General features: G+C 68.2%; 25 protein-coding genes and 2 tRNA genes. 18 read left to right on the top strand and 9 right to left on the bottom strand.

What is annotated here, in order from left to right; genetic code table 11:
- Window positions 1–73: 73 nt before the first annotated feature.
- The gene (locus B161_RS0103690) at window positions 74–568 is read left to right on the top strand and encodes a MaoC family dehydratase (protein ID WP_018632025.1); all 495 of its coding nucleotides are present in this window, start codon (window positions 74–76) and stop codon (window positions 566–568) included.
- 9 nt (window positions 569–577) lie between these two features.
- Here the strand turns inward: B161_RS0103690 and B161_RS0103685 are convergent, their stop codons facing one another.
- On the bottom strand, window positions 578–1,075 hold the full coding sequence (locus B161_RS0103685) for an SH3 domain-containing protein (protein ID WP_169338265.1): 498 nt from the start codon (window positions 1,073–1,075) through the stop codon (window positions 578–580).
- A gap of 187 nt (window positions 1,076–1,262) precedes the next feature.
- Here B161_RS0103685 and B161_RS0103680 point away from each other — a divergent pair.
- A tRNA-Thr gene (locus tag B161_RS0103680) sits at window positions 1,263–1,337 on the top strand.
- Between the two features lie 23 nt (window positions 1,338–1,360).
- On the opposite strand, the gene B161_RS0103675 is transcribed toward B161_RS0103680, so the two are convergent.
- Entirely contained in the window at window positions 1,361–2,110 is a 750-nt protein-coding gene (locus tag B161_RS0103675; protein WP_026310175.1) for a sulfite exporter TauE/SafE family protein, read from the bottom strand.
- A gap of 184 nt (window positions 2,111–2,294) precedes the next feature.
- Between B161_RS0103675 and B161_RS0103670 the strand changes: the two genes are divergently transcribed.
- From B161_RS0103670 to B161_RS0103590, 16 genes are all read left to right on the top strand, one after another.
- A complete protein-coding gene (locus tag B161_RS0103670; protein WP_018632022.1) occupies window positions 2,295–3,209 on the top strand; it encodes a LysR family transcriptional regulator in 915 nt (304 codons plus the stop codon).
- 63 nt (window positions 3,210–3,272) lie between these two features.
- The gene (locus B161_RS0103665; protein ID WP_018632021.1) at window positions 3,273–4,652 is read left to right on the top strand and encodes an aminotransferase; all 1,380 of its coding nucleotides are present in this window, start codon (window positions 3,273–3,275) and stop codon (window positions 4,650–4,652) included.
- A gap of 3 nt (window positions 4,653–4,655) precedes the next feature.
- On the top strand, window positions 4,656–5,879 hold the full coding sequence (locus B161_RS0103660) for an MFS transporter (protein WP_018632020.1): 1,224 nt from the start codon (window positions 4,656–4,658) through the stop codon (window positions 5,877–5,879).
- Window positions 5,876–6,043 carry a hypothetical protein gene (locus tag B161_RS19715; protein WP_018632019.1) on the top strand — a complete coding sequence of 56 codons (168 nt, stop codon included), beginning with the start codon at window positions 5,876–5,878 and terminating at the stop codon, window positions 6,041–6,043. The genes B161_RS0103660 and B161_RS19715 overlap by 4 nt, the downstream gene beginning before the upstream one ends.
- 111 nt (window positions 6,044–6,154) lie before the next feature.
- Window positions 6,155–7,456, top strand: a complete 1,302-nt coding sequence (gene murA, locus B161_RS0103650; protein ID WP_018632018.1) for a UDP-N-acetylglucosamine 1-carboxyvinyltransferase — start codon at window positions 6,155–6,157, stop codon at window positions 7,454–7,456.
- Between the two features lie 37 nt (window positions 7,457–7,493).
- Window positions 7,494–8,069, top strand: coding sequence for a DUF2948 family protein (locus B161_RS16540; RefSeq protein WP_157755515.1), 576 nt, complete (start codon window positions 7,494–7,496; stop codon window positions 8,067–8,069).
- Entirely contained in the window at window positions 8,069–9,373 is a 1,305-nt protein-coding gene (hisD, locus tag B161_RS0103640) for a histidinol dehydrogenase (protein ID WP_026310173.1), read from the top strand. Before B161_RS16540 ends, hisD begins: the two co-directional genes overlap by 1 nt.
- On the top strand, window positions 9,370–9,861 hold the full coding sequence (locus B161_RS0103635) for a UPF0262 family protein (protein WP_018632015.1): 492 nt from the start codon (window positions 9,370–9,372) through the stop codon (window positions 9,859–9,861). The genes hisD and B161_RS0103635 overlap by 4 nt, the downstream gene beginning before the upstream one ends.
- 106 nt (window positions 9,862–9,967) lie before the next feature.
- Entirely contained in the window at window positions 9,968–10,186 is a 219-nt protein-coding gene (gene infA, locus B161_RS0103630) for a translation initiation factor IF-1 (protein WP_018632014.1), read from the top strand.
- 2 nt (window positions 10,187–10,188) lie between these two features.
- Window positions 10,189–10,788, top strand: coding sequence for a Maf family protein (locus B161_RS0103625; protein ID WP_018632013.1), 600 nt, complete (start codon window positions 10,189–10,191; stop codon window positions 10,786–10,788).
- On the top strand, window positions 10,785–11,849 hold the full coding sequence (locus tag B161_RS16535; protein WP_018632012.1) for a ribonuclease E/G: 1,065 nt from the start codon (window positions 10,785–10,787) through the stop codon (window positions 11,847–11,849). The genes B161_RS0103625 and B161_RS16535 overlap by 4 nt, the downstream gene beginning before the upstream one ends.
- Window positions 11,846–12,046, top strand: coding sequence for a DNA gyrase inhibitor YacG (locus B161_RS0103615; protein WP_018632011.1), 201 nt, complete (start codon window positions 11,846–11,848; stop codon window positions 12,044–12,046). Before B161_RS16535 ends, B161_RS0103615 begins: the two co-directional genes overlap by 4 nt.
- Window positions 12,047–12,160: 114 nt before the next feature.
- Window positions 12,161–12,236 (top strand) — tRNA-Phe (locus B161_RS0103610).
- 388 nt (window positions 12,237–12,624) lie between these two features.
- Window positions 12,625–15,144: a M10 family metallopeptidase C-terminal domain-containing protein gene (locus B161_RS19500; RefSeq protein ID WP_018632010.1), complete on the top strand. Its 2,520-nt coding sequence runs from the start codon at window positions 12,625–12,627 to the stop codon at window positions 15,142–15,144.
- 315 nt (window positions 15,145–15,459) lie between these two features.
- Entirely contained in the window at window positions 15,460–16,584 is a 1,125-nt protein-coding gene (locus B161_RS0103595; protein ID WP_018632009.1) for a branched-chain amino acid ABC transporter substrate-binding protein, read from the top strand.
- Between the two features lie 87 nt (window positions 16,585–16,671).
- Window positions 16,672–17,145 carry a hypothetical protein gene (locus B161_RS0103590; RefSeq protein WP_018632008.1) on the top strand — a complete coding sequence of 158 codons (474 nt, stop codon included), beginning with the start codon at window positions 16,672–16,674 and terminating at the stop codon, window positions 17,143–17,145.
- A gap of 13 nt (window positions 17,146–17,158) precedes the next feature.
- Here B161_RS0103590 and B161_RS0103585 read toward each other — a convergent pair whose 3' ends face one another.
- From B161_RS0103585 to bamA, 7 genes are all read right to left on the bottom strand, one after another.
- Window positions 17,159–17,497, bottom strand: coding sequence for a YnfA family protein (locus B161_RS0103585; RefSeq protein WP_018632007.1), 339 nt, complete (start codon window positions 17,495–17,497; stop codon window positions 17,159–17,161).
- Between the two features lie 118 nt (window positions 17,498–17,615).
- Entirely contained in the window at window positions 17,616–18,473 is an 858-nt protein-coding gene (locus B161_RS0103580) for an alpha/beta hydrolase (protein ID WP_018632006.1), read from the bottom strand.
- 132 nt (window positions 18,474–18,605) lie between these two features.
- Window positions 18,606–19,487 (bottom strand): LpxI family protein, encoded by an 882-nt coding sequence (locus tag B161_RS0103575; RefSeq protein ID WP_018632004.1) that lies wholly within the window; start codon window positions 19,485–19,487, stop codon window positions 18,606–18,608.
- Complete coding sequence (lpxA, locus tag B161_RS0103570) at window positions 19,484–20,293, bottom strand: acyl-ACP--UDP-N-acetylglucosamine O-acyltransferase (protein ID WP_018632003.1); 810 nt, start codon at window positions 20,291–20,293, stop codon at window positions 19,484–19,486. Before lpxA ends, B161_RS0103575 begins: the two co-directional genes overlap by 4 nt.
- Window positions 20,294–20,446: 153 nt before the next feature.
- Window positions 20,447–20,944 (bottom strand): 3-hydroxyacyl-ACP dehydratase FabZ, encoded by a 498-nt coding sequence (gene fabZ / locus B161_RS0103565; RefSeq protein WP_018632002.1) that lies wholly within the window; start codon window positions 20,942–20,944, stop codon window positions 20,447–20,449.
- A 132-nt stretch (window positions 20,945–21,076) separates the two neighbouring features.
- A complete protein-coding gene (locus B161_RS0103560; RefSeq protein WP_018632001.1) occupies window positions 21,077–21,661 on the bottom strand; it encodes an OmpH family outer membrane protein in 585 nt (194 codons plus the stop codon).
- A gap of 36 nt (window positions 21,662–21,697) precedes the next feature.
- On the bottom strand, window positions 21,698–24,028 hold the full coding sequence (gene bamA / locus B161_RS0103555; protein ID WP_026310169.1) for an outer membrane protein assembly factor BamA: 2,331 nt from the start codon (window positions 24,026–24,028) through the stop codon (window positions 21,698–21,700).
- Between the last annotated feature and the right edge of the window lie 24 nt (window positions 24,029–24,052).

Raw genomic sequence — 24,052 nt, 5'->3', positions numbered from 1 at the left:
GTGATAATTTGCGCCAATCAAAAGCGCATCTTGCGCAATCTTGTTGCTTATAAGGCTCTCAGAGGAGTTCGGCATGTTCGGCGGCGCCCCAGACGACGCGCATGGTTATTATCTGGAGGATCTCGCTCCCGGCATGAGCGAACGCTTCTCCAAAACCGTGACCGAAACCGACATCGTCCTCTTCGCGGGGATCTCCGGCGACATGAATCCCGTCCATATCGACGAGGAATTCGCCGCCAAGAGCATGTTCAAAGGCCGCATCGCCCATGGCCTGCTGACGGCGGCCTTCATCTCGACGGTGCTGGGCACGCGCCTGCCGGGGCCGGGCTGCGTCTACATCAAGCAGAATCTCGCCTTTCGCGGTCCGGTGCGGGCGGGCGACACGGTGACCGCGCAAGTCACCGTCGCGGAGGTGGACCTTGAGCGCGCCAACGTGACCTTCGATTGCGTCTGCGCCGTGCGCGGACGCGCCGTGCTCACCGGAGAAGCCGTCATGCGCGTGGATCGTCGGCCCGCGCCCAAGCCTGAGGCCGAGGTCGCGGCGGCGCAAAGCGCGGCGGGCGGCTGAAGCCCCGGTTCAGAAGACTTCTTCAGGGCGCAGGCCCCAGAGCGCCGCTTTGGGCGCCCAGCCCTGAAGCCCCGCCGCCTCCAGAAGGCAGAGGTCGGCGCGGCATTCGACGAGCGTCGCCGTCACGCCGGCCTCCAGCCGCGCCGTCGCCGGAGAGACGGAATCCGGCGCGGCGCGCAACTCCGTCTCCTTGAGCAGGAAGGCCGTGCGCGCGAGCGAAAGCTGCGTGTGATGCAGCCATCCGGTTTCGCCGTCCGGAGCGCGCACCCGGCGCCAGACGTCGTATTCGTCATAGACCTCCACCGGCATCCCCCGCCGATGATAGACCCAGAGGATCTTATAGCTCTCGCCCGGCCCGACGCGCAGATTGGTGTCGGGATTGCGCAGGCTCTCGAAGCGGGGAGTCGGGCGGCCGGAGACCCGGCCCGGACGGATCTCCACGCGCTCCTCCTCCTGCTGCGCCGCGAGGGGCGGCGCGAAGGATGAGGCCGCCAAAAGGGCCGACACAAGCAGGAATCTGGGCAGGATTCGGGGCGCGGATGTCATCATGGGAGGCAGATAAGCGCAGCCCTCCGGAGGCGTCAAGCGAGGCGCCTCAGCGCGAAAGCGCAGGAGACGGGCCGCGCGAAAGCGCGGGAGGCCGCTCCGGAGAAGGCTTGCCCTGAAGGCTTCCTTAGTTCATGCTCCGCTCTAAGCCGTTTTAGCTCAGGGGTAGAGCAACCGCCTTGTAAGCGGTAGGTCGTCCGTTCAAATCGGACAAGCGGCGCCATCTCCCTTCAGCGCCCCCGGATCTCACCGCCAGAGCCGCGAAAGCATCTCCGCGCCGAGAACCGCCAGAGAAATCAAAAAGATTCGCCGGAAGGACGCCGGACTGACGCTGCGGCGCAGGATCTCGCCGATCCTCATGCCGAGCATCGCCGGAGCCAGCGCCAGAAGCGAAGCCCCGAGATTCCCCGGCCCATAAGCCCCATGCAGAGCCAGCCCCGCCGCCAAAGCCAAAGTCGAGACGGCGAAGGAGAGGCCGAGCGCCTGAGTCAGCTCCTCTTTGCCGAGGCCGAGCGCCTGAAGCCAGGGCGCGGCGGGCATGACGAAAATCCCGGCGCCGCCCGTGGCGAGGCCCGTCGCCGCGCCCACGAAGGGAGAAGCCCGGCGCTCGATCTCGGGCGAAATGCGCAAAGGCGGCGCGAAGAGCGCATAAGCGGCGTAGATCATCAGCAGCCCGCCGAGAATCCCGGCGCTCAGCCGCGCGTCGCCCTTGGCCAGCCAGCCTGAGGCGACGAGAGCCGTCAGAGCCGTCGCCGCGAACATCAGCCGAAAACGCTTCAGCAGCCCGCGCAGATCCGGCCCGGCGAAAGCCTGCTGCAGATTCGTGACCAGCGAAGGCAGAACCAGCAGCCCCGCCGCCGCCGCCGGACTCAACAAAGCCCCGAGCAGCGCCATGGCCACCGTCGGCAAGCCCATGCCCGTCACGCCTTTGACGATCCCGGCGAGGAGGAAGACGAGGCCGATCAAAGCGGCCGAAAGAAAAGCATCTTGGGTCATGAGCGTTTTCCAGAGAAGCCGACCAGGCTTCGCGTCGCGAAAACGCGACAAGATCAGAAGCTGAGGCGTTTGCACGATCCGAGAGGATCGAAGAACGCTCTCAGGACGATCCTGCGGGACTTGCGCCCGCGCGCGCCATGCGGAAGATCCGAAGTCAGGCTTCGGAAGAGCGAAAGGAGCCTCTATGCGCTTCGATCTGACGGATCTGCGGCTGTTTCTGCATGTGGTCGAGGCGGGCAGCCTGACCCATGGCGCGGCGCGGGCGAATCTGGCTTTGCCCTCGGCCAGCGCGCGGCTGCGCGGCATGGAGGAGGCGAGCGGACTCAAGCTTCTGGAGCGCGGGCGCGGCGGCGTCTCGCCCACGGCGGCGGGCGAGATCCTCGCGCGTCGGGCGAGGCGCATCCTCCGCGAGGCCGAGGATCTGCGCGCCGAGCTTCAGGATTGCGCCTCGGGCGCGCGAGGGCTTTTGCGTCTGCCCGCCAACACCGCCGCCGCCACGGAGTTTCTGCCCGAAGCCCTCGCCGATTGGCTGGCCGGGCGCCCCGGCATGGACGTCGAGATTCTGGAGCGCCCCAGCGCCGAGATCCTCCGCGCCATCCTCGACGGCAAGGCCGATTTCGGCGTCCTCGCCCGCAGCCCCGAAGCCGAGGCCCTGCGGCTTCAGCCCTTCGCCCTCGACCGCATCGCGCTGCTGATCCCGACGGGCCATGCGCTCGCGAAGCGGCGGGGGGATCTGGCTTTAGCCGAGGCTCTGGAGGCGGATTTCGTCGGCCTCCCCGCCGAAGCGCCCTTGCAGGCCCATCTCGAAGAGCGCGCCCGCCTCGCCGGAGGCCGGATGCGGGTCCGGCTGCGGGCTCCGGGCTTCGAGGCTCTGGCGCTGCTGGCGGCGAAGGGAATCGGCGCGGCGCCCATGCCCGAGGCGGCGGCTCTGCGCCATAGGCGCCGGGGCCTGACGATCCGTCGCCTCTCCGACCCTTGGGCGAGCCGCGAATTGGTCGTGGCGGCGCGGGATTTCGCCGCTCTGCCCGCTTCGGCGCGGGCTCTGGCGGCCCATCTGGCGGGCTGGGGCGCCTCCAAAGGCGGATTCGGGAGCCTTTGAATCGGACTACCCAAAGCCTCCGGCTCCGGCCTAGGATGCCCGGACATCCAGGGAGCCCCTTCCATGACCCAGACTCGCCCCAATTCGCTCTCGGCCCGCGACGCCGAAGCCGTCTTCCACGGCTACACCAATCTTCAGGCCCATAAGGCCCAAGGGGCGCATGTGATGGTCTCGGGCGAGGGAATCCGTCTCACCGACGAATCGGGGAAAAGCTTCATCGACGGGCTGGCGGGACTCTGGTGCGCGGGGCTCGGCTTCTCGGAGGAAAGGCTCGTCGAAGCCGCCGTGAAGCAGATGCGCGCCCTGCCCTTCTCCAGCAGCTTCGCGCAGCGCTCGCATCCGCCGCTGATCGAGCTTTCGGAGGCGCTGGGCGCTTTGGCGCCCGCTCCGGCCCATCGGCCTTTCTTCGTGAATTCCGGCTCGGAGGCGATGGAATGCGCCATTCAGGCCGTCTGGTATTTCAACAACGCCCTCGGACGCCCGGAGAAGAAGAAGCTCGTCGGGCGGGCGCGGGGCTATCACGGCGTGACCTTGGGCGCCGGGAGCCTCACGGCGCTGGCCTATAAGCAGGACGGCTTCGACCTCCCCGCCTCCGACCGCTTTTTGCGTCTGACCTGCCCGAGCTTCTACCGCGAGGGCCGTCCCGGCGAGAGCGAAGCCGATTTCACCGCGCGGCTCGTCGCGGAGTTCGAGGCTCTGATTCAGCGCGAAGGCCCCGAAACCATCGCCGCCCTCGTCGGCGAGCCGCTGATGGCGGCGGGGGGCGTGGTGGTTCCTCCAGAGGGCTATTGGCCCGCCATGCAGGCGGTCTGCCGCAAACATGACATCCTCGTCGTGGCGGACGAGGTGGTGAACGGCTTTTGCCGGACGGGCGAATTCTGGGGCTCTCAGAGCTTCGGGCTTGAGCCGGACGTCGTGACCTGCGCCAAGCAGCTTTCGGCGGCCTTCCTGCCCATCGGCGCGACGATCATCTCAGACCGAATTTACGACGTCCTCGCCAAACGCAGCGGCGAACTCGGAACCTTCGGGATCGGCCTGACCTATGGCGGACATCCGGTCTGCGCCGCCGTGGCTCTGGAGACTCTGAAGATCTACGAGGAGCGCGACATCCTCGGCCATGTGCGGCGGGTCTCGCCCCATTTCCAGAGCCGCCTGAAGGCTCTGGCGGCGCATCCCCTCGTCGGCGAGACTCGCGGCAAAGGGCTGATCGGCGGGCTGGAGATCGTGGCCGATCAAACCACCCGCGCGAGCTTCCCCGCTGCGGCCAAGGCGGCCTTCAAGGTCTATGAGGCGGCGGCGGCGCGCGGAGTCCTTTTGCGGCCTCTGCCTTCGGACAGCATCGGGATTTGCCCGCCGATGATCGTCGCGCCCGCCGAGATCGACGAGATTTTCGACGCATTGCAAGGCGCGCTCGACGACGCTCTGCCCATCCTGAGAGGATAAGCCGTGCCTTTGGTCTCTTCGGCCCTTCCGGGCCTGATCGCTCTGGCCTTCGGCTATGTGCTGAGTCAGTTTTATCGCGCCTGCCTCGCGGTGATGACGCCGGTCCTCGCCCAAGAGTTCGGCGTCGCGCCGGAGGATTTCGCTCCGGCTTCGGCCATGTTCTTTCTCGTCTTCGCGCTGATGCAATTCCCCATCGGGGCGATGCTGGGCAAGGTCGGGCCGAGGCGGCTCACGGGCGCGATCATGGCCTTCGGCTGTCTGGCGGGTCTGGCGGCGTTTTCTCAGGCGACGGCGCCCTGGCATGTGACTCTCGCCATGGGGCTGATCGGCGTCGGCTGCGCGCCGATCTATATGGCCAGCCTCTACATCTACGCCCGGACCATGCCGCCCGCGCGCTTCGCCTTTCTCTCCTCGACGCTGCTCGGGGTGGGGGCTCTGGGCAATCTGGTGAGCGCCGCGCCGCTCTCCTTCGCCATGGAGGAGCTTGGATGGCGCGGGACGATCTGGGCTCTGGCCGCGATCTCCGGCGTGGGGGCTCTGGCGATCTGGGCCTTGGTGCGCGATCCGCCGCCGCCCAAAGAGGGCGCGGCGCCGGGTCTGAGCGGCTTCCTCGAGGTGCTGAAGATCAAGGCGCTTTGGCCGATGATGCCGCTTTTCCTCGTGAGCTATGCGGTTCCGGCGGGGATTCGCGGGCTTTGGGCCGGACCTTACCTCAATGAGGTTTTCGGATTGAGCGGCGAATCTCTGGGTCTGGCGATCCTCGTCATGGCCGCCGCCATGACTCTGGGCTCTTTCCTCTATGCGCCGCTGGATCGTCTGGCGGGCTCGCAGAAAGGGGTGGTGCTGCCCGGCGCGGGGATCACGGCCCTCCTCTGCGGCGTCCTCGCCTTTTTCGCGGATCGCTCCATGACGCTCTCGGTGGTCCTGCTCGGGCTGATCGGCATGGTCGGCCTGTCCTTCGGCGTGCATCTGGGCCATGCGCGGCGATTCCTGCCGGAAAGGCTGGTCGGGCAAGGCGTGACGCTGATGAATTTCCTCTCCATCGGCGGTTTGGGCCTCGGGCAGGCGCTGACCGGCGCGCTCGTCTCGGATTTGCGCGGGCTCGGGGTTCCCGCTCTGGCTTACGGCGCGGTCTTCTGGGCCTATGCGGCGGCTTTGTCGGGCGCCGTGCTGATCTACGCTCTCGCGCCGCGCCATCCGCCCGAGGCTCAGGAGAAGACGTCATGAGCGGCGAGACTCCCAAAACCCCCGATTCCAAATCCGAGCGGGCGGCGCGTCTGGCGGCGGAGCTGCGGGCCAATCTGCGCCGCCGCAAGGCTCAGGCGCGGGGCCGCGCCGAAGAAGAGGCCAAGCCGGAGGCGCCCCCGGAGGAAGACGGCTCCTCAGCTTGATTCTTGCCCTCGCTCCGCATCGGCCCTAAGACGAAAGCAACAGGTCGTTAAGGAGGATGACCGTAGCCTGAACGGCGTCATGACATCCTCACCGCGGAGACGGACCCACCCATGGACAGAATCGCATTGCGCGGCGGCAAGCCGCTTTTCGGCGAAATCCCGGTCAGCGGCGCCAAGAACGCCGCCTTGCCGCTCATGGCCGCCGCGATCCTGACCGACGAGCCTTTGACCCTGCTCAACGCTCCGGCCCTCGCCGACGTGGCGACCATGGGGGCGCTGCTCGGAGGCTTGGGCGTCGAGGTCTGGCGCGACCGGGTGGTGGGCCAGCTCTCCTTGCGGGCTTCGGCCATCGAAAGCTGCGTCGCGCCTTACGACGTGGTGCGCAAGATGCGCGCGAGCATCCTCGTGCTGGGGCCGCTGCTGGCCCGCGAGCATAAGGCGCAGGTTTCGCTTCCGGGCGGCTGCGCCATCGGGGCGCGTCCGGTGGATCTGCATCTCAAGGGTCTGGAGGCTCTGGGCGCGCAGCTCGACCTGCGCGAGGGCTACGTCTTCGCCGAGGCCCCCGGCGGGCTGAAGGGCGCGCGGATCGTCTCGCCGGTGGTCTCGGTGGGCGCGACGGAGAATCTGCTCATGGCGGCGGTGCTGGCCAAGGGCGAAACCGTGCTGGAGAACGCCGCCCGCGAGCCGGAGATCGTCGATCTGGCGGAATGCCTGCGGGCCATGGGCGCCCGGATCGAGGGCGAAGGCTCCTCGACCATCCGGATTCAGGGCGTGGAGCGTCTGCGCGGCGCCAATCACCGCGTCCTCCCCGACCGCATCGAAATGGGCAGCTATATGCTGGCGCCGGCCGTCGCGGGGGGCTCCGTCGAGATCCTCGGCGCGCGGCGCGACCTCGTGGGGGCGCTGATCGAGCGCATGGAGGCGGCGGGCGTCTCCATCGAGGATTCGCCGCGGGGCCTGCGCGTCTCGCGCAAGCCGGGCGAGCGTCTGCGGGCCGTGGATATTGAAACCGCGCCCTTCCCCGGCTTCCCGACCGATCTTCAGGCCCAGATGATGGCGCTGCTCACCATGGCCGAGGGCGAAAGCCGCATCGAGGAGACCATTTTCGAAAACCGCTTCATGCATGCTCCGGAGCTGACCCGCATGGGCGCCCGCATCGAGGTGCATGGCGGCTCGGCTCTGGTGAAGGGCGTGGAGCGTCTGAAGGGCGCGCCGGTCATGGCGACCGATCTGCGCGCCTCCATCGGGCTGATTCTGGCGGGGCTCGCCGCCGAGGGCGAAACCATCGTCAGCCGCGTCTATCATCTGGATCGCGGCTATGAGCGGCTGGAGGCCAAGCTTTCGGCCTGCGGCGCCGAGATCCGGCGTCTGCGGGATCAGCCGACGACCGCCGCGCGCGCCGCGGTCGCCTGATCCCCAGAGGATCGGGCGGAATTTGGGGGACGAAGTCATGACGCAGGCGGATCGGCGGCCTCAGGCCGTCGCGCCGCGCGGCCTGAGGCTGCGCGCGCAGGAGCCCGAGGATCTGGAGATCCTTTCGGCTTTGCTTCAGGACGCCGTGGGGCGCGTCGGAGACGTCCGGTGGAACGCCGCCGAAAGGCGCTTTCTTCTGCCGCTCCAGCGCTTCCGCTGGGAGGAGGCCGAGCGCGACGAGCGCGTGCTCGCCGCCCTCGCCTTCGAGAACGTGCGGAGCGCTCAGGCGAAGGGCCTCAGGCCCGGCGGCCCGTCCTCGACGAATTCGACGGCGCTGAATCTGCTCTCCGTGGAGTTCCGCCGCGATCCGGCCTCCGGCGCCGAGCCCGCCGACGAAGAGTCCGGCGCCCCCGCGCGCAGCCCCGGCGGAGAAATCCTGCTGCTCTGCTCGGGCGGCGCGGCCTTCCGGCTGAAAGTGGAGGCTCTGGAGGCCAGCCTGACCGATCTGGCGCCGCCGCGCGCCGCCGCCCATCGCCCCCGCCATGCTCAGAACATGACCTTGGCGCGCGAGGGCCTTCTCAGGCGGCTGTTCAAGACGAAAGGGGCCGAATGATGCCCGTGAGCCTCTCCACCCGCGCGGCGGATTTCGAAACGCGCTTTCAGGCTCTGCTCGATCAGAAGCGCGAGGCCGCGCCCGACGTCGCCGGAGCGGTGCGCGCCATCCTTGAGGACGTGCGCGCGCGCGGCGCCGAGGCCGTGATCGAGGCCACCGCCAAATTCGACCGCCTCCGCCTGACTCCGGAGACCCTCGCGGTCTCGCCTGAGGAGGTCGAGGCGGCCGCGGCCTCCTGCGCGCCCGAGGATCTCGCGGCGCTGGAGCTGGCCGCCGCCCGCATCCGCGCCTATCACGAGCGCCAGATCCCCCCGGACGCCCGCTGGACCGACGAGGCCGGGGTGGAGCTCGGCTGGCGCTGGACGGCTCTGGATTCGGTCGGGCTTTACGTGCCCGGCGGCAAGGCGAGCTATCCTTCTTCAGTGCTGATGAACGCCGTCCCGGCGCAGGTGGCGGGCGTCCGGCGAATCGCCATCTGCATGCCCGCCCCCGACGGCGCCTTGAATCCGCTGGCTCTGGCGGCGGCGCGTCTGGCCGGGGTGAGCGAGATCTACCGCATCGGCGGGGCTCAGGCGGTGGGCGCCTTCGCCTATGGCGCGGGGCCGCTCAAGCCGGTGGATAAGATCACCGGGCCGGGCAACGCCTATGTCGCCGAGGCCAAGCGCCAGGTCTTCGGGCGGGTGGGCATCGATTCCATCGCCGGGCCTTCCGAGGTGCTGGTGATCGCCGAATCCGACGCCGATCCCGATTGGATCGCCATGGACCTGCTGGCTCAGGCCGAGCATGACGAATCGGCGCAATCCATCCTCATCGTGCTGGACGAGTCTTACGGCGAGGCCGTGGCCCAAGCCGTCGGGCGGGCGCTGAAGACCCTGCCCCGCCGCGAGATCGCCGCCGCGAGTTGGGAGAAGCACGGCGCGATCCTCCTCGTGCGGGATCTGACCGAGGCCGCCGCCCTCTCCGACCGCCTCGCGCCGGAGCATCTTCAGCTCTGCGTGGCCGATCCCGAGGCCCTCGCGGCCCAGATCCGCCATGCGGGCGCGATCTTCATGGGGCTCCATACGCCCGAAGCCCTCGGCGATTACGTCGGCGGGCCGAATCACGTCCTCCCCACCGACCGCACGGCGCGTTTCGCCTCCGGGCTTTCGGTTCTGGACTTCCTCAAGCGCACCAGCCTGCTCAAGGCCGGGCCGGAGGCTCTGGCGGCCATAGGTCCGGCGGCGGCGCGGCTGGCTTCGGCCGAAGGCTTGCAGGCCCATGGGGCTTCGGTGAGCCTGCGGCTCGGCAATGGAGGCCCGGCATGACGGAAGCCCCCTCAGGACGTCTGATCGAGGTGGTCCTCGACGGCGACGGCGCCGCCTCGCCCGAGGGCGAGATGGAGCGGCGCATCGCCATTTACGACCTCGTGGAGAACGCGGCCCTCGGCTTGCGCCCCACCGAAGCCGAGCCCTCGCCCCCGCCCGGCCCTTGGCGCCTGACGCTCGGGCTGCGGGCGCGGAGCCTGACTTTGCTCCTCACCACGGCGGAGGGCGCCAAGGCGGCGGAGATCGACCTCTCCATCGCCTCCTTCCGCAAGATCCTCAAGGATTACGCGGCTTATTGCGAAGGCTACGTCTCGGCGGTGCGCAATCTGCCCGTCGCCGAGATCGAGCGTTTCGACGAGGCCCGCCGCGCCGCCCATGACGAAGGCGCGGCGCTCCTGCGCGAAAAGCTGGCGGAGCGGCTGATCCTCGACGAGAACGCGGCGCGACGACTGTTCACTTTGCTGGCGGCGCTGCAATATCGCGGCTGATCCTGCGGCCGATTCGTCACGCGACGCTTGCATTTTTTCGCGCCAGAGGTCATTTACGCCCTCGGCGGGCGCAGCCCTGCGCCGCCCTCCCAATGACGGAATCTGCATGTCGAAAGAAGAGACGCTCGAGTTTCCCGGCGTCGTGTCGGAATTGTTGCCCAATGCGACCTTCCGCGTGAAGCTGGAGAACGGCCACGAGATCATCGCCCATACGGCGGGCAAGCTGCGCAAGAACCGCATCCGCGTTCTGGCCGGCGACAAGGTTCAGGTCGAGATGACGCCCTATGATCTGACCAAGGGCCGCATCACCTATCGTTTCCGCTGAACATGGATGCGCGGCTGGTTCTGGCGAGCGCATCGCCGCGCCGAGCCGCCTTGCTCGCGCAGATCGGGGTGCCTCCCGCGCGGATCGCGCCCGCCGAGATCGACGAATCCCTTTTTCCGGGCGAGCTTCCCCGCCCCTACGCCGAACGCCTCGCCCATGAAAAGGCGCTGAAGGCGGCGGAGTCGGCCGCGCCCGAGGAATTGATCCTCGCCGCCGACACGGCGGTCTGCATGGGGCGCCGCCTCCTCGACAAGCCCGCCGACGAAGCCGAGGCCCGCCGCCATCTGGAGCGGCTTTCCGGGCGTCGGCATCGCGTGATCACCGCCGTCCGGCTGATCCGCATGCGCGATTCCCGCCATTGGTCCCGCACGGTCGAAAGCGTCCTGCGCTTCAAACGCCTCTCCTCCGCCGAGATCGAGGATTACCTCGCCTCGGGCGAATGGCGCGGCAAAGCGGGCGGCTACGCCATTCAAGGCCGGGCGGCGGCTTTCGCGCCTTGGCTCAACGGCTCCTACAGCGCCGTGGTCGGGCTGCCTCTGGCCGAGACGGCGGGGCTGCTCGAAGCGGCGGGCTGGCGGCCCCCCGCCCCCCTCGCGGCATGAGCCGGAGCGCCCTCTTCAGCCGCGACGCCCGCCGCGACCTCGCGGCGCTGATCGTCGACGGCAGGCTGGAGGATCTTTTCCTGCGCTCCGCCTCCGCTCAGGAGCGCGCCGGACCGGGCGACCTCCATATCGCCAAGGTGGAGAGCGTCGCGCCGCGTCTGGACGCGGCCTTCCTCGACATCGGCGGCGAAGACGGCTTCCTCACCGGCGGCGGAGCCCTGACGCCCGGCGCGCGGCTGCTGATCGCCGTCCAGCGCCCCGCGGAGGGCGATAAGGCGGCGCGCTGCCGGATCGGCGCGGATTTGGGGGGGCCTTGGCTGGTCTTCACGCCCCAGACGCCCGGAATCAACGTCTCGCGCAAGATCGAAGACCCGGCGGCCCGCAAGGCGCTGCAGGCGGCCCTCGCGCCTTTCGCGGCGGAGGGCGGCTTCGTCATCCGCACCGAGGCGGCGAAGCTCGCGCCGGAGGCTCTGCGGGCCAAGGCGGCGCGGCTGGTCGGAGAATATCGCGCTCTGGAGGCCGAAGCCGCCTCCGGGCCTCCGCGACGGCTGAAGGCGGGTCCGGGGCTCTTCGCCCGCGCCGCCGAGCTTTGGCGCGGCGCCGATCTGCTCGCCGACGCGGGCGCGGCGGCGGAGATCCCGGAGGCGCGGCTCTTCGAGGGCTCGCTCATGGAGGCTTGGGATCTGGATTCCCGCCTCGCCGATCTGACCGCGCCGCAGATCTCCCTGAGCGGCGGCGGCTGGATGAAGATCGAGCCGACCCTCGCGCTGATCGCGGTGGACGTGAACGCGGGCGCCGACCGCATGGGCGTCAACCGGGCGGCGGCGCGCGAGATTCCGCGACGGCTGCGGCTGCTGGGCCTCGGCGGAGCGGTGGCGGTGGACTTCGCCGGAGATCTGGGCGAGGCTGACCGCGCGGGTCTGGCCAAGGTTCTGGGCGCGGCCCATGATCCGGCCTGGCGGCCGCTCGGCTGGGGCCCGCTCGGCTTTTTCGAGGCGACGCGGCGGCGCGACCGCCCTGCGCTCTCCGCCGCGCTCGCCGAACTCGGAGGCGCGCCATGACCGAACTTTCTCCCGATCAGCAGCCGACGGGCGGGCTTTGTCCGCATTGCGGGGCGCCGGGCCTGAGGCGCTGGCGTCCTTTCTGCTCGAAGCGCTGCGCCGATCTGGATTTGGCGCGCTGGCTGCGCGGCGACTACCGCATCCCCGGCGAAGAAACGGACATCCCCTCCCGCGAGGTCGGCGAGGGCGAGGTCTGATCCCCGCCCGCGCGCCGGTCCGGAGGTTCTTTGAAGCTTCGTTGCGCGGACGTCATAAAGCTCTGGACAAAGCCGCGCGGCTTCGGGTATCAACCCGCCCACGCAAGACGGTGCGCCTAGGTAGCTCAGTTGGTAGAGCAAGCGACTGAAAATCGCTGTGTCGGTGGTTCGATTCCACTCCTGGGCACCATCTTGCGTTAAAAATCCCCCATTTAATTCTGAAATCGGCGGATCGCCCGCGGCGCGGCTTGCGCCCGACGCCCTCAGAACGCCTTTCGTCACGGCCCGACGGCCGGAGAAGCCGCGCGCTCTTCGAAGGCCCTTCAGATCCGCTCCGCCCCATCCGCATTCAGATGATTCGCGGCCGCCCGCCGGAAAAACAACTCAAGAGTGAAATTCCGCCTTGCAACCGGGGATATTCCCTCCCGCGCCCTCCGTTTTCCGGCGCGGCGGAGCCTCATGAGACCTAAGTTTCTCATTCGCCGCGCAAATTATCGGGAAATCGGTTCACAGCCCTCCGATTGCGCTCTATGATGTTCGAAGGCTCGGGCTGCAAAGTTGACGGATGGAGAAGCGACATGTCCTTAGGCGCCAGCAACATCACGCCTTACGATCATCCGCTCCTTGGAGCGCTCACCAACCAAGGCTATAACTGGACGAGCAGCAACGTCACCTACTCCTTCGCCCCGCAGGGAGATTTCGACGGCGCTTACGCCGACAGCTCGACCACGGCCAACGCTTGGAACGCGAGCCAGAAGGCTCTGGCGCGGGCGGCCTTCGCCGAGATCTCCGCCATCACGAATCTGACCTTCTCGGAAGTCTCCTACGCCTCCGACGCGCAGATCAGCCTCTATAGCGTCGACGAGCCGGGCGGCGACGCCGCCGGATACGCCGTCAGGCCCTATATGGATTACTGGCATGTGCCCGTCGTCATCGACAGCACCTTGCTCAACGCCAATCAATTCGTGCTGATTCACGAGTTGGGGCACGCCCTCGGCCTCGCGCATCCCTTCTCCGGCGACACGACGCTCCCCGGCGTCTCCAGCTCCACGGACGCGGGCGATTATAATCTCGGCACGCGGCTCTATACGCGGATGTCCTACGTCAGCTTCAACAACAACGTCTACGAACAGCCGGGGCTTGAGTTCTTCCCCACCTACGACGATCTGAACATCAATCTCTTCGGGGCGCTGGACATCGCGGCGCTGCAGGCGCTCTACGGCGCCAACGCCTCCTATAACTCCGGAAACGACACCTACGGCTTCAGCCGCGAGGTCCGGGCCATCTGGGACGGCGACGGCGTGGACGTCATCGATTTCAGCTCCACCGACAAGAAGACCGTCATCGATCTGCGCGCGGCCTCGCTTCTGGTCGAGTCCGGCGGCGGCGGCTGGGTCTCCTTCATCGAAGACGCTTGGGGCGACGCCCTGACCGCCTACACCATCGCCTATGGCGTCGTGATCGAGAACGGCTTCGGCGGCTCGAACGACGACAGCGTCACCGGCAACGAGCACGCCAATCTCCTGAAAGGCAATGCGGGCGACGACGTTCTGAAAGGCCTCGGCGGCAACGACGTTCTGAACGGCGGCCTCGGCGCGGATTCTCTCGACGGCGGCGAAGGAACCGACCGCGCCTCCTACGCCGACGCGGCGGCCGGACTGACCGTGGATCTCGCCGACGCCTCGCTCAACACCGGCGAAGCCGCCGGAGACAGCTTCGTCTCCATCGAGGATCTGCAAGGCTCGCGGTTCAACGACAATCTGCGCGGCGACGAGGGCGCGAACCGGATCTGGGGCGGCGTCGGCGGCGACGTCATCCGCGGACGCGGCGGAAATGATAAGATCTACGGCCAGAGCGGCAACGACATCCTCAGCGGCGGGCTCGGCGCTGATCTCCTCGACGGCGGCGAAGGAACCGACCGCGCCTCCTACGCCGAATCCGCCACGGGTCTGACCGTGGATCTCGCCAACGCCGCCGCCAACACCGGCGAGGCCGCCGGAGACACCTTCGTCTCCATCGAGAATCTGCAAGGTTCGCAAAAGGCCGACAACCTGCGCGGCGACGAGGGCGTCAACGTCATCTGGGGCGAAGGCGGGAACGACGTCATCCGCGGACGCGGCGGAAACGACAAGCTGTATGGCCAAGGCGGGAACGACATTCTCAGCGGCGGGCTCGGCGCCGACCTCCTCGACGGCGGCGCGGGAACCGACCGCGCCTCCTACGCCGAAGCCGCGACGGGCATGACCATCGATCTCGCCAACGCCCGCGTCAACACCGGCGAGGCCAAAGGAGACGCCTATGTCTCCATCGAGAATCTGCAGGGTTCGCATCACGCCGATAATCTGCGCGGCGACGAAGGCGCCAACGTCATCTGGGGCGAAGGCGGGAACGACGTCATCCGCGGACGCGGCGGAAATGATAAGATCTACGGCCAAGGCGGCAACGACATCCTCAGCGGCGGCGCGGGCGCCGACCTCCTCGACGGCGGCGCGGGAACCGACCGCGCCTCCTACGCCGAATCCGCCACGGGCCTGACCGTGGATCTCGCGAGCCCCGCCGCCAACACCGGCGAGGCCGCCGGAGACACCTTCGTCTCCATCGAGAATCTGCAAGGCTCGCAGCACGCCGACGTTCTGCGCGGCGATTCAGGCGCCAACGTCATCTGGGGCGAAGGCGGCGACGACGTCATCCTCGGCCGCGCCGGAAACGACACTCTGCACGGCCAAGGGGGGAACGACGTCCTTGAAGGCGGCGCAGGCCGGGATGTCCTCTATGGCGGCGCAGGCTCGGACGTCTTCGTCTTCCGCAGCGCCTCCGAAACCGGCGCCACGACCGCGACCGCCGACGTGATCGGCGACTTCACGCGCGGACAAGACCTGATCGACTTCTCAAGCTTCGACGCCAATTCCGCCGCCTCCGGACGCCAGAGCTTCACCGGCCTGATCGCGGCCAATGCGAGCTTCACGGCGGCGGGACAATTGCGCTTCGACGCCGCCACCAACACGCTCTTCGGCAACACCGATTCCGACGCCGCGGCTGAATTCGCCATCCGCCTCGACGGCGTCTCCTCCCTCAGCGACAGCGATTTCCTCTTCTGAGGGATCAGCGCGCGCCCTCCGGCGGCCCATGGCCTCGCCCATGCCGCCAGAGGACGCGCCGTCGCCGAAAGCCCGGCCGGAGCTCAGGGCCCGCGTCTGAAGAGGCGCGCCGACCTCTCCGCCCGGACGGACCTCCTTACGAGATATGAAATTTCGGAAAAGGCTTGCAGTTCGCCGGAATCCGGCCGACATCTTGAGCTTAAGGGGCGCCCGAAAGTCTTAAGCCTCCGGCTTGAGCCCAAGGCGCGACGAAAGCTCGGACCGCCCGCCCCGTGATGTCAGAAGCCGCCAAAAGGCTTCATGTGGAGGAAAGACATGCGTCTCAGAGCAACCGCCCTGGCGCTGATGGCCAGCGTGGCCTTCGGCTCCGCCGCTCAGGCGGAAATCGTCATCGGCGTGATCGCCCCGGTCACCGGCGGCGTGGCCGCTTACGGCATTCAGGTGAAAGAGGGCGTCGAAAGCGCCGTCGACGTCATCAATAAAGCGGGCGGCGTTCTCGGCGAGCAGCTCGTCGTGCGCCTCGAAGACGATGCGGGCGAGGCCCGTCAGGCGGTTTCGGCGGCGAATAATCTGCTGGGCGCGGGCGTGCAATTCGTCATCGGCCCGGTCACTTCGGGCAACGCCATGCCGGTCTCGGATCTGCTCGCCGAAAACGGCGTGCTGATGGTCACCCCCACCGCCACCACCCCCGCCCTGACCCAGCGCGGGCTCGACGGCATTTTCCGCACCTGCGGCCGCGACGATCAGCAGGCCCTCGTGTTGGCCGAGCATGTTTTGGCCAATCTGCCGGACGCCAAAGTCGCCGTGATCCATGACAAGGCGCCCTATGGCAAGGGCCTCGCCGACGCCTTCAAGGAGGCCGTCAACAAGGGCGGCGTCACGGAGGTTCTTTACGAGACCGTCACCCCCGGCGAAAAGGACTTCAGCGTTCTGGTCGGCCGTCTGAAGGCCGCCGGCGCCGATACGATTTATTTCGGCGGCTATCATCCCGAAGCGGCTCTTCTGGCGCGTCAGCTGAAGGATCAGGGCGTCGAGGCGCGGATCCTCGGCGGCGAAGGCCTCTCGACCAATGAATATTGGGCCATCGCCACCGAAGCGGGCGAAGGCACGCTCTTCACCAGCGCCCTCGACACCACCGATAATCCCATCGCCAAAGAAGCCGTGGACGATCTGACCGCCAAAGGCTTCGCCGTGGAGCCCTTCACCATCAACGCCTACGCCGCGGTGCAGGTGCTGAAGGCGGGCATCGAGGCGGCCGGAAAAGCCGATGACGCGGCGGCGGTCTCCGCAGCGCTCAAGGGCGGGCTGGAGATCCCGACGGTGCTCGGCCCGCTGTCCTATGACGAGAACGGCGACCTGAAATCCCCAGCCTTCGTGGTCTATGAATGGGTGGAGGGCGCTTCGGTTCCGGCCTCGGCCGCGCTTGAGCCCGCCGAATAAGCTTCGGCGCTTCACAGAGCTTCAGGAGGCCCGCGCGGGAGACCATGCGGGCCTTTTCGCGTCCCGGAGGCCCCGCAGGATGGAAGCATGATCAGGAAGGTCAAGGTCTGGCTCGTCGCGCATAAAGACGAACTGACGGCGGGCTACGTCATGCTTTTTCTGTCCTTCTGGATCTTCGGCTTTGCGACCGCTCTGGCGAATGGGACCTGCCAGAAGGAGACGCGCGATATGGAGAAGAAACTCTCCTCTTGCCGTTTCTCCGCGCCGGGCGTGAGCTTCGTGGTCCTGACCGGCGGTCCGAAAGGAAAATATGTCCGCTTTCACACGGAATACGCCGTCGCGCTGCTGAGGACGGGGCGCGAGAAGGAGGCGCGCGGGCAGTTCTGCAAGGCTCTGGAAGCCGCCGCAACCGCCTCTCCCCGGCGCCCGCAGGATGCGGAAGCCGAAGCGGACTCGCGGATCCTGAAGATCCTCGCCCGCCATGCGGAGCAGGAGCTTCTGCTCCGCAATTTGTCTGAAACTCAGATTCTCTTCCGGCGAGACGGCGGATGTCCCGCCTGACCCGCCCCCGCCCTTATCCTCCGCGCGGCGCGAAGAGGATCACCGCCGCCCCCGCCAGAGCCAGAGCCACGCCGAGCATGTCCCAGTGGTCGGGCTTCTGGCCCTCGACCAGCGCCAGCCAGAGCATCGAGGCCGCGATATAGACTCCGCCGTAAGCGGCGTAGGCCCGGCCCGCCGCCTCGGAGGGCGCGAGGGTCAGCAGGGCCGCGAAGGCCGTCAGCGCGAGCATCCCCGGCGCCAGCCACCAGATGGATTTGCCCATCCTCAGCCAAGCCCAGAAGGCGAAGCATCCGGCGATCTCCGCGAGGGCCGCCCCCGCGTAGATCGCTCCCGTCGTCAGCCAGACCGGCATGAATCCCCCTTGTTCGCCTTGAGAGCCTTTTCCGATCGAGGCGGATCATCCGAAGGCTTCATATTGTAAGCGGTCGCGTTTTCACGATGCGAAGCCTTCGGCTTCGCTGGACAAAGCTTCATCGGAAGCGGGCGAAATATTCGATGAAGCCCGCCGCGGCCTCGAAGCCGCCATAGCTCCAGAGCGCCCCATGGCCCGCCTCCGGCGCGTAGAAGACGCGCTTGGGCTCATAGGCGGCCGCGAAGATCCGCGCGCTTTGCTCCGGCGGCACCGAGGCGTCGCGCCCCCCATACATCACGAGGAGCGGAATTTGCAATTCCTGCACCGAGGCCAGCATGTCGAAGGATTCCGGCGCGAGCCCCGCAGGCAGAAAGGCGAAATTCTCCTCCGCCAGAGCCCGGATCGACAGGAAAGGCGATTCCAGAACCACCGCCCCTAAAGGCCGCTCCTCGGCCAGACGCGCCGCCACCGCCCCCCCGAGGCTCTCGCCATAGGCCACCACGCGCCAGCTCGTCGGGCGATGGCCCAGAAGCTCGGGCAAGGCGTCGTAGACCGTGGCGGCGTCCGAGAGAAAGGCCTCTTCGGAGGGCTCGCCCGCCGCGCCGCCCGATCCGCGCCAAGCCAGAGCCGCCACGCCGTAGCCCTCCGCCGCGAGGCGCTTCAGACGCGCGGCGCGATCCGCCAGACTCCCCGCCTCGCCCATGAGATAGACCACCACAGGGCGCCTCGGCAGGCCCGGCGCGACCCAGACCGTCAGAGGGGTCCCGTCGGCGGCCTCCAGCTTCTCGGCGATGAAAATCCCCTCCAATCCCGCCTCATGCGGCGCGACGTCGCGCCGATCCAGCTGATAGATCAAAGCCTTCGGATTCATCCACGCATAGAACAGCGCCGCCCCATAGGCCAAAAGCGCCGAGAGAAGCGCCGCCAGCGCCATCGCCGGAATCGCCGTTCTGAGAGTTTTGACCCACGGGCGCATCGCCTCCTCCTTGCGGCGGAGTCTGCCAGAGGCCGAAAGCGAAAGCCATGCGGGGAGATCGCGCGGGAGTCGAGCGATCGGCGCGCTGTGGCCCTTGCGCCGCAAAGCTCCGCCCCGACCATATCCGGAGGTTCAAACCTCTCCGGCGGGCTCCGGATGAGGCGAGGGCTCCAGCCCATAGACGAAAAGCCCCAGCCGGTCGGCCAGCTCCAGACAGGCGCCGGCTTCGAGAATCAAAGCGCCGCCCGCCTCCAGAGCCACGCCCTTGAGGCCCGCCGCCGCGATCTTCTCCAGCGTGCGCGGACCTATGGCGGGCAGGTCGAGCCGGGAATCCTGACCGGGCTTGCGGCCCTTATAGAGCGCTCCCGAAGGCGCCGGAGCCGAAGCCCGACGCGCAGGCGGCAAGGCCGCGAGCCGCTCCAGCAGAATGTCGGTGCCTTCGATGGCCTCCACCGCGAGGCAAAGCCCCCGCGCCACCGCCGCCCCCTGCCCCACGTCCAGAGGCCCGAGCGCCGCCACGATCCGCGCCGCGCGCCGCGCGTCCGCCAGATCCTCCGCCGAGGGCGCAGGCCCCGCCAGAAGCCCCGGACGCGCCACCGCCTCCGGCAGAAGCTCCGCCGCCCCGACCAACTCGAAGCCCTGCTCCGCGAAGATCTCCGCCAAGCCGCGCAAGAGGCCGTCGTCGCCGCGCCGCAGCAGCCGCGCGACCCGCAAAGCCGTCCGCAGGCCCGTCCAGTCGAAGCGGAGCCCCCGCAGCCGGGGCCGCAGAAAGCCCCCCGCGAAGGCCACGCGCCTCACCCCCGCCCGGCGCAGAGCCGCGAAGATCGCGCCCGCCCGACCCACCGGAAGCCGCTCATGCGGATGAGCCTCGGCCCAGACGCCGCAGGCCCCCTCCAGAGCGAGGATGAAATAGGGATCTCCCGCCGCGCGGCGGGCCTCGGCGATCTCCTGAGGCAGGGCGCCGCTTCCGGCGATCAGCCCCAGAACCGCCGATTTCTCCGGCGCGGGGGTCACGTCGCGGGGATGCAGAAACGCCGGTCGCCGCCCGCGAGGATGAACTCCGCCATCTCGCGGAGGGCGGGATTCTCCGGCGCGGCCTCCAGAGCGGCGCGGGCGCGCTCTTCGAGGCTTCCGCCTTCGGGCTCCTCGAAGATCCGGCGATAGCCGCCGCGCAGCTCCAGAACCTGCGAATGATTGAAGCCCCGGCGCTTCATGCCCACCACGTTCAACCCCGAGAGCCGCGCCCGGTCGCCGACCGCCATGCCGAAGGGAATGAGGTCGCGCTCCAGCCCGCTCATGCCGCCGAGCATGGCTTGAGTCCCGATCCGCACGAATTGATGCACCGCCGAGAGCCCGCCGAGAAAGGCGAAGTCGCCGACCGTCACATGGCCCGCGCAGGTCGCGTTATTGGCGAAGATCACCCGGTTTCCGATCCGGCAGTCATGGGCCACATGGGCGCCCGCCATGAAGAGGCAGCCCTCGCCCACCGTGGTGAGCCCGCCGCCGCCCTCGGTGCCGGGATTCATGGTCACGCCCTCGCGGATCTGACAATCCGCGCCGATGGTCAGGCGCGAGCGCTCCCCCCGGAACTTCAGATCCTGCGGCTTATGCCCGAGCGAGGCGAAGGGGAAGATCTCGCTGCGCGGCCCGATCTCGGTCGCGCCGACCACCACCGCATGAGAATGCAGCACGCAGCCCTCGCCAAGGACGACCTCCGGCCCGACGACCGAAAAAGGCCCCACGACGCAATCGGCGCCGAGCTGAGCCCCGGCCTCCACGACGGCCGAAGGATGGATGCGGGCGGATGGGTGGACGCTCATGAGGTCATGCTCCGGGGGCGGATGTTCGGGATCTGGCTTTCAGCCTAGCGCCTTTTTCAGACGGGCTGAATCCTCCATACGCGCTGGAGCGGCTTTTCCGGCGGCTCCTTCGCGGCGCAGCGACGCCGCGAAGCAGCTTCATGAAGGCCCCGATCAGGAATTCGGCGTCTCGGGGGGATCCATGATCATGGCGCTGAAGGTCGCCTCGGAGACGACGACGCCGTCCACGCGGCCCTCGCCCTTGAAGCGCCAGACGCGGCCTTTATTGCGCTCGACGGCCACATGCAGCTCCAGCCGGTCGCCGGGCAGCACGGGCTTGCGGAAACGCGCCTCGTCGATGGTCATGAAATAGACGAGCATCCCCCGCCCCTCCATGCCGAGGCTGTGCACCACCAGCACGGCGGCGGTCTGGGCCATGGCCTCGATGGCCAGCACGCCGGGCATGATCGCGTGATTGGGGAAATGCCCTGTGAAATGCGGTTCGTTGATGGTGACGTTCTTGATCCCCACCGCCCGCTCGCGCTGATGCAGGTCGCGGACCGCGTCGATCATCAGAAAAGGATAACGATGCGGAATCATCCGCAAAATGCGGTCGAGACCGAGGCTCTCCCCCGTTTCGCTCCGCTCCGCCGAAGCCTCCGCAGGCGCCATGCCGTCATCTCCCCCGAGGGTTTTCTTGAATCTCGTCACAGGCCGCGAATCCCTCGACTCCTCCGCCTCCGCCCGGTTGACCAATCTGCCGGAAGCGCCCGACCAAGGTCAAGCGCGCCGCGCCTCAGGCCGTCATTCCGGCTTCGCCGAAACCGGCGGCAGACGCACCTCGATGGGCTGAGCCACGGCGTCGAAGGCGCGGATGGCCTCTTCGGTCACGTCCAGTTCGCGGGCGGCGAGGATGATCTGATTCTCATCGAGCATGACCCGCGCCTGACGACGCACCATGACCTCCTGCAGCACCGGCGCGAGCTGGCGGCGCAGCTCCGCGACCACCGCCTTGCGGGCCGCCGCGAGGCGCTCCTCGGAGGAGGCCATGTCCTCCTCATATTGGCGGCGGCGCTGCTGATAGGCCTGAACGCGGCGGGTGAATTCGGCCTCGTCGATCTGCGAGCGCACCACCGCGATGGCCTGCTCTTCGGTCCTCAGCTCGCGTTCGCGGGCGCGGAAGTCGTTGCGCAGCCCCTCGGCCAGAGCTTCGAGCTTGCGCCCCGCCTCCTGAGCGGCGGCGGAATCCGTGAGCACCCGGTCCATTTTAATGGTCACGACCTCAGGCGGCCCGCGCTCCTCCGCGAAGGCGGGCGCGGCGGCCCAGAGAAAAGCCGCCGCGGCCGAAGCCGCCCAAAAGCGGCGCGGGAGTGCAGGAAAGCGCGCCATGCGAAGCCCTCTCGTCAGCCCGCGCCGGCTTGAACGTCAGAAACGCGTGCCGGCCGTCAGGCGGAAATATTCGGCCTCATCATAATCCTCCTTCACGATGGGAGTCGCGAAGTTCAGACGGATGGGGCCGAAGGGCGAGGACCAGAAGACGCTCGCGCCCACCGAGGCGCGGAACTTCAGGCCGTCGTCCACCGTGGCGACGGCGGGGTTTCCGTTGGCATCCGTATAGGCCACGGTGGGGTTGTCCACCTCCCAGACGGTGCCCGCATCGGCGAAGAGGCCGCCCGAGACGCCGTATTCCTGCGGCAGGCCGAGCGGGAAGGTCACTTCGGCGCGGGCCATGGCGAAGTAATTGCCGCCGAGCGAATCGCCCGCGTCGCGCGGACCGAGGCCGCCGGGCTCGAAGCCGCGAAAGCTGTCGCCGCCGAGGAAGAAGCGGTCGGTGGTCTTCACGTCATAGCCGCCGAAGCCGAGAATCGCGCCGCCCTCGACTTCAAGGCTGCCCACGACGCTGTCGCGGTAGATGGGCATATGGGCCTTGCCGCTGACGCGGGTGCGAACGTAACGCGTGTCGCCGCCGAGGCCCGAGACGTCCTGATCGGCGCGCAGGATATAGCCGCGCGTCGGCTCGATGGGGTCGTTGCGGCGGTCGTAGCTGGCGCTATAGCCGATGGAGGAGGTCCATTCCTTGCCGATGTCGCGCTGGATGAAGGGCGAGGCGTCGGAAGGCACGTCGCGCAGCTCGTCATGCGAGATCTGATAGCGCGGCGAGAAGGTGGCGTATTGGCCGACCGGGAAGCTCAGACGCGGACGGAAGCCCGTGTTGCGCGTGTCGTAGGAGGAGGAGGACTGATTATCGACCTCGGTGTGATAGGCGTCGAAGCCCGCCGCCAGATCGCGCCCGAGGAAATAGGGCTCGGTGAAGCTCATGTCCACCAAGGTGCGGGTGCTGGAGAGGCGTCCGCGCAGGCGCAGATATTGTCCGCGGCCCAAGAGGTTGCGCTCGATCAGCGCGACTTCGCCGGAGACGTTTTCGCTGGAGGAGAAGCCGAGGCCGAATTGCAGCGAGCCGGTCGAAGCCTCGTCCAGCGCGGCGGTGACGATCATGCGGTCGGGCGCCGAGCCCTCGCGCGAGGTCAGATCGACGGTCTTGAAGAAGCCGAGCGCGCGGATGTTGGTGCGCGAGCGCTGAAGCTGCACGGCGTTGAAGGCGTCGCCTTCGGAAAGCTCGAATTCGCGGCGGACGACGCGGTCCAGCGTGCGGCTGTTGCCCGTGATGTCGATGCGCTCGACGTAGACCGCCGGGCCCGAGGTCACGGCGTAGGTCACGCCGATGGTCAGGGTCTCGGGATCGCGGTTGAGGCGGGGCTCGATGCGGGTGAAGGCGTAGCCGTTTTCACCGAGCTTATAGGTCATGTCGCTGACGGTCTTCTCGACCTGCTCGGCGCTGAACCACGAGCCGGAGCGGGTCAGGATGGCGTCGCGCAGAGTCTCGGGATCCACGCCCTCGACGTCGACCTCGACGTCCACCGCGCCGAAGCGGTAGAGCGGGCCTTCCTCGATGGAGTAGGTCAGATAAAAGCCGTCGTCGCCCGGCGCGACCTCGGCGGTTCCGGCGGTCACCTGAACGTCGGCGTAGCCGTTGTTCAGATAGAAGCGCCGCAGAAGCTCGCGGTCGTAGTCCATGCGGTCGGAGTCGTAGAAGTCGGTGGTGGAGAAGAAGCGCCACCAAGCCGATTCGCGCGTCGAGACCACGTCGCGCAGGCGGCCCGAGGAGAAAGCCTGATTCCCCACGAAGTCGATGCGCCGCACCTCGGCGCGCTCGCCCTCGACGATCTCGAAGACGAGGTTCACGCGGTTCTGGTCCAGCGTGATGATCTTGGGCTCGACCTTGGCCGCATGGCGGCCCGAGCTGCGGTAGGCTTCGAGGATGGCGGCCGCGTCGGCCTCGGCGCGGGCGCGGGTGAAGACCCGGCGCGCCTGACTCTGGACCACGCCCGCGAGGGCCGCGTCGTCGATGCGGCGGTTGCCTTCGAAGGCGATCTCGTTGATGACCGGATTTTCGAGCACCACCACCCGCAGATCCGATCCGGCGGGCTCGACGCGCACGTCGGCGAAGAGCCCCGTGTCGTAAAGCGCGCGGAGCGATTCGTTGATCGACACCGCGTCGGCGGGCGCGCCCTCTTGGACGCGCATGTAGCTGCGGACCGTCGCCGCGTCCACGCGCTGATTGCCCTCGACGAGGATGCGGCCGATCACGGCCGTCTGCTGCTGCGCCTCAAGCGGCGCAGGCGCCGCCCAAGCCAGCGCCAGAGCCAAAAGGCTGGCGGCGCCGAGACGCCCGGCTGATTTATCCAAAATCCTCATGCGCCCCACTCCGGCCTTCATCGA

The sequence above is a fragment of the Neomegalonema perideroedes DSM 15528 genome, assembly GCF_000374145.1.
In the GTDB taxonomy this organism is placed as follows: Bacteria; Pseudomonadota; Alphaproteobacteria; order Rhodobacterales; family Rhodobacteraceae; genus Neomegalonema; species Neomegalonema perideroedes.
The sequence above is the reverse complement of the archived record's forward strand: the minus strand, read 5'-3'. Positions and strand labels throughout refer to the sequence as shown.